9 protein-coding genes are annotated in these 13,486 nt (G+C 35.5%); 1 reads left to right on the top strand and 8 read right to left on the bottom strand.

Features of this window, described 5'->3' with window-relative positions; translation table 11 throughout:
* From GM921_RS12675 to GM921_RS12655, 5 genes are all read right to left on the bottom strand, one after another.
* Complete coding sequence (locus GM921_RS12675) at positions 1–672, bottom strand: hypothetical protein (protein WP_182923006.1); 672 nt, start codon at positions 670–672, stop codon at positions 1–3.
* A gap of 76 nt (positions 673–748) precedes the next feature.
* On the bottom strand, positions 749–1,279 hold the full coding sequence (locus tag GM921_RS12670) for a hypothetical protein (protein ID WP_182923005.1): 531 nt from the start codon (positions 1,277–1,279) through the stop codon (positions 749–751).
* 6 nt (positions 1,280–1,285) lie between these two features.
* Complete coding sequence (locus GM921_RS12665; protein ID WP_182923004.1) at positions 1,286–2,797, bottom strand: RagB/SusD family nutrient uptake outer membrane protein; 1,512 nt, start codon at positions 2,795–2,797, stop codon at positions 1,286–1,288.
* Positions 2,798–2,807: 10 nt separating this feature from the next.
* Positions 2,808–5,816 carry a SusC/RagA family TonB-linked outer membrane protein gene (locus GM921_RS12660; RefSeq protein ID WP_182923003.1) on the bottom strand — a complete coding sequence of 1,003 codons (3,009 nt, stop codon included), beginning with the start codon at positions 5,814–5,816 and terminating at the stop codon, positions 2,808–2,810.
* Positions 5,817–6,393: 577 nt separating this feature from the next.
* Entirely contained in the window at positions 6,394–8,880 is a 2,487-nt protein-coding gene (locus GM921_RS12655) for a M14 family metallopeptidase (protein WP_182923002.1), read from the bottom strand.
* A gap of 93 nt (positions 8,881–8,973) precedes the next feature.
* Between GM921_RS12655 and GM921_RS12650 the strand changes: the two genes are divergently transcribed.
* The gene (locus GM921_RS12650; protein WP_182923001.1) at positions 8,974–10,275 is read left to right on the top strand and encodes a UDP-N-acetylmuramoyl-tripeptide--D-alanyl-D-alanine ligase; all 1,302 of its coding nucleotides are present in this window, start codon (positions 8,974–8,976) and stop codon (positions 10,273–10,275) included.
* Between the two features lie 83 nt (positions 10,276–10,358).
* On the opposite strand, the gene GM921_RS12645 is transcribed toward GM921_RS12650, so the two are convergent.
* From GM921_RS12645 to GM921_RS12635, 3 genes are all read right to left on the bottom strand, one after another.
* The gene (locus GM921_RS12645; RefSeq protein WP_182923000.1) at positions 10,359–11,549 is read right to left on the bottom strand and encodes a thioredoxin family protein; all 1,191 of its coding nucleotides are present in this window, start codon (positions 11,547–11,549) and stop codon (positions 10,359–10,361) included.
* Between the two features lie 73 nt (positions 11,550–11,622).
* Positions 11,623–12,084: a gliding motility lipoprotein GldH gene (locus GM921_RS12640; RefSeq protein WP_235969831.1), complete on the bottom strand. Its 462-nt coding sequence runs from the start codon at positions 12,082–12,084 to the stop codon at positions 11,623–11,625.
* A 1-nt stretch (position 12,085) separates the two neighbouring features.
* A complete protein-coding gene (locus GM921_RS12635; RefSeq protein ID WP_182922998.1) occupies positions 12,086–13,486 on the bottom strand; it encodes a PSP1 domain-containing protein in 1,401 nt (466 codons plus the stop codon).

Raw genomic sequence — 13,486 nt, 5'->3', positions numbered from 1 at the left:
TTATAAAGAGTTGTAAAAATTGAAAAGTGCTATTAAATGTACTTCATTTTTTACATCGGCTTTATTGCTAGCTATAAATTTCTGCATTTCTTCTTTCTTACCTAGATAGGATAGTATAAATGATTTATCCTTTTTTAATTCTATCATTTTACCATCTTGATATAAAAAGTATTTTGTATTGCCTATAAATTCTTTAGTGGTTACCGCCGAATTGTACTCTCTTCTATCTGTTATTCTCTTGCTAGTTTTCTTCAGTAACATCACTTTACCTTCTGTTAGCACCTGATAAAAAGAGGCTTCATTATAATCGCTGATTTTTGGAAACCCGCTTCTAAAAACTTTGGGAGATCCAGTAGTGGGTAACAAAGAAAATTCTTTAATTGGAACAATAAATTTCATTACTGCATCTTTTTCTCCCAGAAAATAAAGTAAATCTTCTAAAACACTATACTTAACCTTAATATCTTTGTAGATCTCGCCTTTCTGTGTTTGAACTATCGCATCTGACCAATTATCATCTAAGAATTCATACCCGACAACATCAGTTCTACCTACTATATCACCTGGAACAGCCAATCCTCTAGCTAGAAACATTTGGTTCATCGTTAAATCTCGCTGAGCGAAAGCAAAGAGTGGAAAAATTAACGATGCTACTAATAAAACCTTTTTCATAAGATGTACTATTTAATTTAAATATAAAAAAGTCCGTTGATAATATCAACGGACTTTTTTACATTATTAGGCTATACTATCTCCTAAGTGTAATAATAAACTTGTTAAAATTAGGATTTGGTTTAACCTGACCGTCGCTTTGCAAATCGAAAATAACAGTCCTTTGATCTCCAACAGTTGTTAAACTATTCGCTACCATATTTACTTTAATATAAGCCAATGATGTATTAGGTGCAAAAGTAACTTTTCTAACGCCAGCAGGAACCAAATTATAATGAGTTCCTTCAACCGCAGTACTTGTTGCTCTTATTTTAAAATTCACATCAATTGGCGCCGCACTTTGTGGCCCTACCAACTGAACTAAAACGCTATCTGTACCTCTTACGTTTAGTAAAACAGTTCTTGATGAGTCGGTCTGTGCAACTGCAGCAACAACTCCTTTTGCATTCAATACCGATGTCTGTTGACCAAATGTAAAGTTCTTAATCTCTGCAACTACAGGCCCATCATAAATAAGCGCTGTTTCCGATTTTTCAGGGAAACACCCTACAAATATTGTTCCTAGAACAAATAAGGCAATAGGGTAAATAATATATTTTTTAAACATAATCTTTTAATAATTTGGGTTTTGTGGTAATGATGGATTTAAAGATATCTCACCTGTTGGAATTGGCGCTAAAATCCTATAATCTGTATATACAACTGGGACTGCAGCAGTTGCTTGAGCAGGTTTAGTAATTGTTTTACCCAAACGTTTCAAATCAAACCATCTGTGTCCTTCAAAGAACAATTCTCTTCTTCTCTCATCTTGGATATAATCTATAATAGCTGCAGTTACAGGAACACCCACAACTGTTGCATTACGACTTGTTCTAAGTTGAACAACAAGTGCCGCAGCTTGTGGATAAAAACCTTGATTGGCTAGTGCTTCAGCCTTCATTAATAACACATCCGCATACCTCATTATTTTAACATTATCTGTGTAGGCACCATTAGAACTTGGATATTTATTTGCCCAGTTATATACAACAGCATTAGTTGACGTACGAGCACTGAAAATTAGGGCTCTTCTATCATCACCTGGCTCAAGCAAGGCAACTAATTCGTTTGAAACAGTTTGTCCACCAAAAGTTGCTAAATTATTTGCATTGGTTCCTGTTGGCTGTGTGTAGGTAAACAAACCATCATTACTTCCTGTAACTCCAACAACTTCAACAGATTGCACATAGTTTAATTCAAACAATGATTCTGGGTGTGGAACTTTTTTGAAATCTGCTGCTGCATTTCCAGCTGCAGAAAGCACTGCGGTTGTAATAGTTGGATTTAGCGCTTTATCAAACTCTGTAACCGCTGCTGCATCTTTACCCCCCCAATACAAATAAACTTTACCTAAAAGGCCATGAGTAAAACTTTCTGTTACTCTATATGGATTTGATGACTTAATTACAAACGCCGCATCCACACTAGGGCCACTTTGAAATGCAGCGATAGACGCAAGCAAATCTTTTTCAATACTTGCATAAACTTCCAGAATGGTTGCTCTAGGTTTTGAAGCTGCCTCTGCTGCTAATGTAGTTGGGGTTAATCTCAATACAGCGCTTTTATTAAAGTTTGCATTGGTACCAGTAGTTGGCACTTTAGTAGGTTCGTAACCATAAATTCTAGCAAGATCAAAATATACCATTCCTCTTAATGCCAAAGCTTCAGCCTTAACTCTTACCCTTAATCCAGCTTTACTGGTTGGCACATCTTGCAAACCATCAATACCAGAAATAATAATATTAAGCTCATTAATAGCTCCATAAGCATTTGCCCATATATTATAATGAGCGCCCCTTGAATTTAAATTTTGAGTATTATATCTACTCCCAGATATGGCTGTAGCAGTAAATAGATTATCAGCTAAAGCATCGCCCATAATTGCCATGTCTCTGCCGTAATAACCATAAGTTTGTAACCTATCGTAAACAGAAATCAGAACAGATTGGTACCCGTCAACGTCTTTTAATGCAACAGCAGGTGTAACCGAATTCTGCGGATCTATCTCCACTATTTTTTCGCATGATGTTACCGTAACAGCAAATAGCAATGCTGTGGCAACATATATATATAGTTTATTTTTCATTTTTTATATTTTAAAATTGAACACTTATACCACCAGAAATAATTCTTGGATTAGGGTAAAAATTCAAGTTATTACCAGTATTCTCAGGATCATCACCTCTATAATTTGTAAAGGTTACTAGGTTAAGGCCTTGAAGGCTTAAAGTAACATTCGGAATTCCAATTTTTTGAGTGATTGATTCAGGCAATTTATAACTGATGTTTGCTGATTTCAAACGGATATAAGATGCTTTCTCAACAAATCTGCTTGAAAAATTGATCATAGAATAACCTCCTGGCTCAACTTGTCCTTGGAATGCTCTAGGAACAGCGGTTAATTGACCTGGGGTAGTCCATCTATCTAATTGTGAAACTAGCTGATTGTTAGCGATACTTCCTGATTGCTCAATATATTGGGCACTCTGAAGATATGCAGAGTTTCCATATTGATATTGAAACAAGAAATCGAGCGTAAGGCCCTTATATTTAAATGTATTGGTAAACCCTCCAAAGAAATCTGGATTTTGATCACCGATATAATATCTATCTGCGTTAGTAGGGTTATAGGTAATGTTACTGTTTTTATCATAATACATCGGTCTACCATCTGCTGGATTTACACCTGCGTATTTAAACGTAAAAATCTGATATAAAGGCATACCAACTGTATAGAAGAAATCACTAATATTAGTTAATCCATTGTTTAACTGAAGTAATTCATTTCTATTAAATGCAATATTAAAGTTAGTAGACCAGCTAAAATCTTTGGTTTCGATATTTCTTGTATTTAAGTCAATATCAATACCTTCGGTTTTCGCTTTACCTGCATTTTCGTTAATTGATCCAAAACCAGAATCACCAGGTAATGTTCTTGGCAAAATCAAGTCAGAGTTTGTTTTACGATAAATATCAAATGCTAATGTAATTCTGTTCTTCAAGAATCCAAGATCTAGACCAAAGTTAACTTGTTTCGAAACTTCCCAAGTCAAATCAGGATTAGGTAATTGATTCGGTCTTAGTCCACCTGATAGTCCAGGGTTACCATATTGACCACCAATTCCATAAAGTGCTATTACTCCAAAGTTATCAGTTGGTTGAACCCCAGTTTCTCCATAACTTGCTCTTAATTTTAAATCACTAACAGTAGTTTGGCTTTTCATGAAATCTTCATCAATCACCCTCCAACCAGCAGATACTCCATAGAATAAACCAAATTTCTGATTAGCTCCAAATCTAGAAGACCCATCATACCTTAAGTTAGTAGAGAAAAGATATTTTCCTTTGTAATCGTATTTAGCATTCCCCAAAATACCAGCTGTTCTATAACCTGTAAAAGTTGAAGCAGTACCTGTTGGTGTAGAAGCACCACTTAATAAGGAAATTACAGGACTTGCGAAGCCTTGAGCAGTACCAGTTAAAACTGTACCCGTAACTTCTCTAAATTCGAAACCTCCTAATACGCTGAAATTGTGATCGCCTATGTTTTTTGCATAATTTACAGTACCAGTTGTAGTATAGTTAATGTTTCTTCTAAAAGATTCACTACCACTACCAACCGATCCTGCAGCTGCAGATAAAGTTGCTGGTCTGTAGTTTAAGTCACTAACATCCGAAAAATCAACACCTCCAAATACTTTAGCACTTAAACCAGGTAATATTTTATACGTTAAAGATAAATTACTTACCGTTTGGAATGTTCCGGCTTTTCTAATCTCTTGTTTTATATTTTGTACAGAGTTTTGATTATTTGTTCCAACAAAAGTAGTATTAAATGTTCCATCAGCATTATATACTTTATTTACTGGCGCAGTTAACAACACCCCTGTAAAAGGAGTATTAGTAAAGAAACCAGCATTTGTTGATGGCCCAGTTGCTTTATTAGCAGCTAAGCTCAATGATGCTGAAATTGTTAATTTATCAGAAATTGCATGCTCTAAGTTTGCTCTTAAAGTTCCTCTTTTAAAATTAGATGAAAGGATTGTACCATCATTATTGTTGTATGAGCCTGAAATGAAAAACTTAGTTTTAGCATCTCCACCCGAAACAGATAAATCATACTGGCTGTTTTTTCCCGTTTGAGAAACAGCGTCAATCCAATTGTAATCATCAATTGTAGCTGGAACTCCTCCAGCTAGTGCTGGGAATGTTGCTTTTGCAGCTTCAATAGCTCCTTGTGCGGCAGAAAGTCCCGCCCTTACATATTGGTTTTCGAAAGCTTCAACACGCAGTTTGTACCAAGTTGCCGCATCTAATAATTCATAAGGGTTATACTGTTTTGCATTACCGATTTGAGCAGATGCTCTAATTACAGATTTTCCTGCTTTACCTTTTTTGGTAGTAATTAAAACAACGCCATTACCCGCTAATGAACCATAAATAGCTGCAGAAGCTGCATCTTTTAATATCTCAATCGATTCGATATCATTAGGGTTAATTGAGGCTAATGTGTTAACAGAAGTTTGTCCTGATACACCTCCAGAGTTCATTTGAACACCATCAACAATGTAAAGTGGCTGTGTAGAGCCATTAATTGTAGCAGTACCCCTAATGTTTACAGAGATACCTCCACCTGGTTGTCCACTTGTAGAATTTACTTGCACACCAGCTGCTCTACCTTGTAGTGCTTTGTCGAATGATTGGATTGGTTGATCTTGAAAAGATTCTCCTTTAATTTGAGCGATTGCTCCTGTCACTTCTCTTTTCTTTTGAACGCCATAACCTGTTACGATAACTTCGGTTAACGCTTTCGAGTCTGAAACTAAACTGGCATTCACTACAGTTCCATTAATTGCTATTGTCTGAAGCACAAACCCCAATGAGCTAAACTCAAGGGCAGTTGCTGTGGCGGGAACAACTAATGAATACTTTCCATTAGCATTTGTAGACACTCCCAAATTGGTTCCTTTTACCTTTACGCTTACGCCAGGAATAGGCAAGCCCTCTTCATTTGATGTTACAGTACCTGTAATTGTTCGCCCTTGCGAAAAAACAGTCATAACTGTACAACATAAAATGAATAAACTTAGTACAAGTTTTTTCATAAAATCAATAATTTTAAGTTAGTTAACGGTTAATTAATAGTTCAATGTAAATAGATTATTACATACAACCAAGCGCTCTATAACAATTTTTAAACAAACGTTTCGTTAAACGACAAAAAAATCTTTAATTTTTAGATAAAAAACTAGTTACATAAGTAAAAACTTAATTGCATTTTAATATTGTCTTAATAATACAATTATTGGATAAACAAAATAAGAGTTGCGCTTTTATATTGCCTTAATAATAAACTGATTAAATGAATAATAAATTATTGTGTAAATAAAGGATGGCTATTCAATGTGTTCAATTTTTTTTATGGGTTTAAAGTGCCCAAAGTCGAATTTATAAAAATTGACAAAAAAAAGACTATTCATTTCTTTTTCACAACTCATATCATCCCTACCTAAAACATATCTTTTATTGGCAAGTATAGTATTGATAAGAAGTAAGGGTTAGCGTAGGAAGACTCATCATTTCAGTGAAAACGGGAATCGTAATGCGCTAAATGTTAACTATTGCATTAGGATTCTCAATCAAGTTGGGAATGACGTGATAGAGTGAAAGTTTAACTTTATTCTAATTCACTAAAAAAATTGCATTGGTAAATAATTGCTTCCCATTTTCCCAGAAAGAGCGGAATAAGACATCAGTACCTAAATAAACTATAGTTCCTCTGCCAGCTTGCTGTACACCATATAATAATCCTGTAGCTAATTTCTTCTTCACTTTTTCCCCTGCAATGCCAGCCATATAGCTGTTTGCTTTTAACGTGCCCACATTCCATCCATTTTCTAAAGGTTCGTAAATTCTTTCGTCTGTTTTTAAGGTATAATAATAGTTACCCAAACCCGCAGCAAGTGGGTGACTTTGATCTAGACTCACTTTATATATTGCTCCAGGGATAGAGTTCTGCAAATCATCTTTGTCTTTTTCAGCGTATTTACGTTCGTTACTTTCTTTTTCATCCTTTTTAGGATATTCTTTCTTCTTAATATCGAATGGTTTCTTGCCCACCATTGAGGTAATTGCATCTTCCATTAAAATAAGATTTCCACCAGCATTAATCCATCCGCTTAATTGGTCTGCCAATTTTTCTGAATACGTGCCGTCTGGCAAAATCAATACATTAATTTTATTTATATCTAAATACGCTGCGCTTTGTACGCTAATTAAACTTACTGGATAGTTCAATTCTTGTTCGAAGAAATGCCACACCTCTCCAAGGCTCTGTGATGAAACTTCCTGTCCAGTAGCTACTGCTATTTTCGGCGCTGTTAAAAGTCGGTAAACTGACGAACCAAAATCTTTTCCCTTTTCTACATAACCACTCGCAATGGGATAAAAAGCAACGTTATTGTCTTTCGCTATTTGCATCAACTTTGTTCCAAATTCTTTGATATTCCGCTCGTTTTCGGTACGATAAATTAATAAAGAACCCGCTGGATATACTTTTCCTCCAATTGTAAATCCTTCTTCCGCTAGGCGAACTTTTATTTTCTGTTTTTGTAGGGCGATCAAAATTTGTGCATCTGCTACCGCATTCCATGGCATAACCCAAGCATATGGTTTAGCAATTACAGGAACATTTTCTTTTTTCTCTTCTATAAATGTGAAACTTCCTGATACCGGCTCTTTAACTGCGTACGCTTTTAAACCATAGGCGTAAGGCAATGCCCATGCTGTAATATCATAGGTGTTAGAATCGGTTACCATGGTTTGAGGTTCAAAAAGCACATTTGCTAGTACCGAACGTGGCTGCTGCAAATTAACAATCAAATCGTTTCGGTCTACTTTAAAATTTTCTAGCTTTTGGTTTTCATAATTATAGCCGTTCAAAGTACGATCAGCGCCAAAGGCAAAGGCAATATGATTTCTTTTCAGCAGCTCAGCCATTTTACGCAATCTTGCTATGTTTTGTGCTTTTACAATATAGGTTTTATAAATTCCCGGTGGATTTATTGCACTTTGTTCGAAGTACTTTTTAAACTCACTTATCAATTTCTCTGCATGTGTAGAAACTGTTTCTAACGTAGCCATTGATGTGGTAAAGTGATGGTCAATTCTATCTTTCAATGTCAGCGTATCTCCATCTGCTGTAATTACGGCTAGTCCGGCTCTAATTCCTCCTTGCTCATAAGTCATTCCAATTGCGCCATTGTAAAGTGGGTAGGTATCGCCATAAGATGGATATAAAAGATCAAAGCGTTCTTTTGTAAAATACTGCCATCCGTTTTCGTCAAAATATTTAGCGTTGTTTTTTCCTACGGTGATTTGAAATTCTCTTTGCCAAGGTGTAATATCTTGATGAACAGGTTCTGCCGCCGGCGCAAAATAATACGGCTCATTGTAACTTTGCTCATGGAAATCTACGTGCACTTGTGGCATCCATTTATGGTATGCGATTAACCTTTGTTGTGTTTCTACTTGTGTTTGCCAAGCCCAATCGCGATTTAAATCATAATAATAATGGTTTACTCTGCCGCCCGGCCAAGGTTCGCTATGTTCTCGAGCTGAGGGATCTGGATTTGGCAAAACTCCACTTACCATGTTAAAATAACTCACGTACCTTTCTCTACCATCAGGGTTTAAACAAGGATCTATAATCACCACTGTATTTTTTAACCACGCTGCGGTATTATTATCTTTTGCCGATGCCAAGGTGTATAAAACTTTCATGGCTGTTTCAGTAGAATTCGCTTCGTTACCATGTACATTATAACTTAACCATAAAATTGCAGGTTGTTTGGCTATTTTTACACCACTTTTATCTGCATTTGCCAAACTCAAATTAGCTGTTCTAATTTGTTCTAGCTTATCCATGTTATCTTTATCAGAGATTACAGCGAGTACTAATTCACGCCCTTCGTAAGTTTTTCCGTAAGTCTGTAATTGGATGTTTTTATTTGTTGAGGCTACTTTTTTAAAATAATCTACCACTTTTTGATGTGGCGTGAAACGACTACCTAACGGATAACCTAAAAATTCATCGGGCGATGGTGTTTGAGCTAAAACCGCAGTAGCGCTAAAACTTAAAAACAGTAGGCAAAGCAGATAATTCTTCATACAACAGGAATATTTATCAATAATACTAAAAAGAATAGTTGAATTTGTCTTTGCATTTGTAATTTTACGATGAATATTTATCCGCTTTGCGAAATGGCAACTACCGAACAGCTTTACCAACATTATTTAAAACATAGTACAATTTGTACGGATACAAGAACCATTACTGAAGGTTGTTTATTCTTTGCGCTGAAAGGTGATAATTTTGACGCCAATACTTTTACCGAAAAAGCTTTAGATCAGGGTGCGGCTTTTGCAATAATAGATAATGCAAAATATGCGATAAATAACCAATGTATTTTGGTTGCTGATGTGTTAACTGCTTTGCAGGATTTGGCAAAACACCACAGAAAACAGTTAAATATTCCAGTTATTGGCTTAACAGGAAGTAACGGTAAAACCACCACCAAAGAGTTAATTAGAGCTGTATTAGCAGAAAAATTCCAAGTTTTCGCCACCAAAGGGAATTTAAATAATCATATTGGTGTTCCTTTATCCATTTTATCTTTACAAGATGATGTAGAAATTGCGGTAATAGAAATGGGTGCAAATCATCAGAAAGAAATAGAATTTTTGTGTGAAATTGCGCAACCTACGCATGGTTTAATAACCAATGTTGGTATGGCGCACTTAGATGGTTTTGGTGGTTTTGAAGGTGTTAAAAAAGGCAAGGCCGAATTATTTGCTTATTTAAAAGCGCATCATGGTTTTGCATTTATTAATCGCAATAATCCTTATTTACTAGAAATGAGTGAGGTTGCTGGATTAAACAAAGTGGTTTATTATGGAAGTGAAAAAGAAAACTCGATTAGCGGAAAATTACAACATAGTGATCCGTTAATTGAATTTGAGTGGGCAACTCACCATGCCCATTATCAGGCAAAAGCTAATTTAACGGGCACCTATAATTTCGAGAATATTTTGGCAGCGATTTGTATTGGTCATTTCTTTGAATTAAGTCCTGAACAAATTAACACAGGTTTGGCTAATTACTTTCCGAATAATAACCGTTCTCAATTATCAAAAACTGAGAAAAATACAGTTATCTGTGATTTTTATAATGCTAATCCAAGTAGCATGAGTGCCGCTTTAAACAATTTGAAATCGCTAAGTTCAGCTCATAAAACTGCCATTTTGGGCGATATGTTTGAGTTAGGTGCGGAATCTCCAGAACAGCATGAACTCATCGCGAAACTAGCTTCGCAAAGCAATATTGAAACGCTAATTTTTATTGGTAAAGATTTTTACGCGTATAAAGAAAAGTATACTGGTCATTTTTTTAATACTCCTGCAGAGGCGGCGGTTTATCTTCAAGAAAATCCTGTTGTAGCTAATTTGGTATTGCTAAAAGGTAGCCGAGGAATGGCTTTAGAGCAATTATTGTATTTACTTTAAAGTTTACTGGTTGAAATAGTTCATTAGTTCATTAAGCTAAACGCCTAAGCATACTTCCCAATGAACTAATGAGCCAATGAACATTATTGTATTCTTTCTAATACAGATTTTAAGTCTTCTTTAATTTTTTCTGGTGTTCCAGCACTAGCTATCATTGTAGTCGCAACCGCTTTAAATTTCTCAAAATCTTTAACTTTAATGTAGATAATTGCTTTCACAAAATCTTTCATGTAACCTTTATCCGCATCTTTATCGGCTAGCTTTATATCTTCAAACTTTTTTAAAGTTGCATCTAACTTCCCTTCGCTTAATAAAATTGGACCTACATTCATCATGGCATTACACACCTGATCGAAAGTTACTTTTGTTGGTGTATTTATTAAAATAGCATCAAATGCTGAAATTGCTTCGTCAGCTTCTTTATTATCTAATAAGTATTGTGCTCTAAAATAATTGTACACGAAAAAAGCCTTTTCAGGAACATATTTTTCTAGTAATGTTTTAACTATCTCAAAATCCAAGTTTTCATCATCTAGTTGTTCGTGTGCAGACAGTGAATAGCCCAGTGTTAAGCTAATCATACGTTCAGTGAAATCATCCTCTGTATAATTCCCAGTTTGCAATATTTTAACTTTGTTATTCACTATGTAGGCTAAAGATTTTTGATCTGGTAAGGAATTAGCATAATTCATAATCAAATCGATTAAGTCTGCATTCCCTAAAATATCAGCTTGTTTAGCTAAATAATCCTCGCTAATTTGATCGAAATCTTCATCCTGAAACTTTACAGCATCACTAGCAAATTTTACAAATTCAGCATTCGTCATTTCCAATGCTTTCTTTTTTACAACAGCGTATTGTAATGCTGGATTTTTAGCCGCTTTTCCTAATACAACAAACGCTGGCGCATCGAGATATCCAACACCCCTATGAAGCATCGCTCCATCGGTATTGATAAATAATAAACTAGGATAGGACTCAACAGAAAATTGCTGTGCTAATAGTATTCCTTCACCTTTTTCCATATCGTATTTTACATTGATGAAATTGGCATTGTAATAATCAGCAACGGCTTGATCTTTATACGTTTCCGCATCCATCATTTTGCAAGGACCACACCAAGTTGCATAAGCATCTAAGAAAATCATTTTATTTTCTTTCTTCGCTTTTTCTAAAACAGTACTCCAAACTGGGTTATCTAAGAAATTAATTTCTGAAGCTGTGGCAGATGTAGTTATCATGAAAAGGCAAATTGCCCATACAAAGTTCTTCATTTAATAAATTTTAAAGTTTTCTACAGCAAATTATGATTTATCGCGTCGATTTGAAATACCGAGTTATAGGTAATTAATCTCCTTCTTTTGCTACAGTTATGCCAACATCGCTAATACCAATTAATGGATTATCACGCATGTTTTGCTCTATTTCTATTTCGTATTTTCCGGGTTTCTCGAAACGATAATTAGTTAATAGGGGGAAATTATAAGTGTACAAATTTCCTGAACCTTTGCCCAACCATTCGCCATCATTTTTGGCTAGTTTAAATTGATAACGTGTACTTTTATTCAAACCATTTCCTTTTAAATGCATCACTACATATAGGTTGGCATAGCGATAATCTGTAGTATGGCGAAGTTTAAAATAAAATTGATACGATTGGTTTGGATTTTTAATTTCTACCGTCGCTTTTGTACTGTTCGCATAGGTCCAGCTATTATCAGAAATACTCATATTGGTATCCACTAAATCGTTGTCGCCGCATCCCGCAAGGAATAGCAATACAATTAATAAAGGCAATATAAACTTCATTTTATTCATTTTTAGGCTTTTCAGATGATGAATCTGTAGGTCTGTTTTTATTGCGGTTTTTATTTCTGTTTTTATTGTTCCGATTCGGTTTTGGTGAATTAGGATTTGCTGGAGCTGCTCCTTCTACTACAGGTTTTTGAACTTGCGATTTTGGCTGCTGTACTGGTTTAGCTTGTGGCGCAGGTTTTGCCTGTTGTGCAGGCCTTGGCTGTTGCTGCAAATTACCTTGAGGCTGGTTGCGACTACGATCGTTTCTATTATTGTTATTTTTATTACGATTGTTATTGTTGCGGTTTTTATTTCTGTCGTCTAAACGAGTTAAACTATCCTGACCAACCACATTTTCATAATCGTGTACTTTTTCAACTATTGTTGTTGTTTTTAATTCAACTGCTTCGTCTTTCAAATTAACTGGTTTTTCACCTTTTTTATTCATTGCCATGATTTCTTTTACACGGTCAACTTTAAGCGGAATCCAATCTTCTTGATTGGCGTAACTGAACCACATTAATTTTTTAAAGATGTCTGTTTTTTGATGACGAGCAACACCAACTTCAGTTTGCAACGATTCAATACGATCTGGAATATCTTTCAACGCATCCAAATACGTATCTAACTCATAGTTTAAACAACATTTTAATTTACCGCATTGTCCTGCAAGTTTTAAGGTGTTTAAAGAAAGGTTTTGATATCTAGCCGCCGCTGTAGAGACTGTTTTGAAATTTGTTAACCATGTTGAGCAGCACAATTCGCGGCCGCAAGAGCCAATTCCACCTAAACGACCCGCTTCTTGACGCATTCCAATTTGGCGCATTTCAATTCTGATTCGGAAAGTTTCAGCCATTTTTTTAATCAACTCTCTAAAATCTACACGACCTTCTGCTGTATAAAAAAACGTTGCTTTTGTTTTATCACCTTGATAATCTACATCACTAATTTTCATCGACAAACGTAAATCTAATGCCAAAGTACGGGCTTTATGCATGGTCTCCCATTCCATATCCTTAGCCAATTTCCATTTATCTACATCAGCTTCTGTAGCCTTACGATATATTTTACGAGTTACTTGGTCTAGTGGCGTTTTGCGACGTTTCATTTGCATACGCACCAATTCTCCCGTTAAGGAAATATGGCCAATATCATATCCGCCAGTTGCGCCTTCAACAGCAACTAGTTCGCCTATTTCGAGGTAAATATTTTCGTTATTTAAAAAGAATTCTTTTCTAGCGCCTTTAAATTTTACTTCAACAACTTGAAAAGGTATATAATTAGCGGGCATATCCAAATTTGATAGCCAGTCGTGTACTTCCATTTTTTGGCATCCGCCAGTAAGACATGAGCCATTACTTTTGCAACCAGAGGGGGCGCAACCGCCACCTGTCGAACAACTTCCACATCCCAT

This window comes from Pedobacter planticolens (assembly GCF_014172375.1).
GTDB classification, from domain to species: domain Bacteria; phylum Bacteroidota; class Bacteroidia; order Sphingobacteriales; family Sphingobacteriaceae; genus Pedobacter; species Pedobacter planticolens.
The sequence above is the reverse complement of the archived record's forward strand: the minus strand, read 5'-3'. Positions and strand labels throughout refer to the sequence as shown.

Bases quoted from the DNA above. Each gene is read 5' to 3' on its own strand.
- GM921_RS12675 (WP_182923006.1), bottom strand. From the start codon at position 672: ATGAAAAAGGTTTTATTAGTAGCATCGTTAATTTTTCCACTCTTTGCT.
- GM921_RS12670 (WP_182923005.1), bottom strand. From the start codon at position 1,279: ATGTTTAAAAAATATATTATTTACCCTATTGCCTTATTTGTTCTAGGA.
- GM921_RS12665 (WP_182923004.1), bottom strand. From the start codon at position 2,797: ATGAAAAATAAACTATATATATATGTTGCCACAGCATTGCTATTTGCT.
- GM921_RS12660 (WP_182923003.1), bottom strand. From the start codon at position 5,816: ATGAAAAAACTTGTACTAAGTTTATTCATTTTATGTTGTACAGTTATG.
- GM921_RS12655 (WP_182923002.1), bottom strand. From the start codon at position 8,880: ATGAAGAATTATCTGCTTTGCCTACTGTTTTTAAGTTTTAGCGCTACT.
- GM921_RS12650 (WP_182923001.1), top strand. From the start codon at position 8,974: ATGGCAACTACCGAACAGCTTTACCAACATTATTTAAAACATAGTACA.
- GM921_RS12645 (WP_182923000.1), bottom strand. From the start codon at position 11,549: ATGAAGAACTTTGTATGGGCAATTTGCCTTTTCATGATAACTACATCT.
- GM921_RS12640 (WP_235969831.1), bottom strand. From the start codon at position 12,084: ATGAAGTTTATATTGCCTTTATTAATTGTATTGCTATTCCTTGCGGGA.
- GM921_RS12635 (WP_182922998.1), bottom strand. From the start codon at position 13,486: ATGGGATGTGGAAGTTGTTCGACAGGTGGCGGTTGCGCCCCCTCTGGT.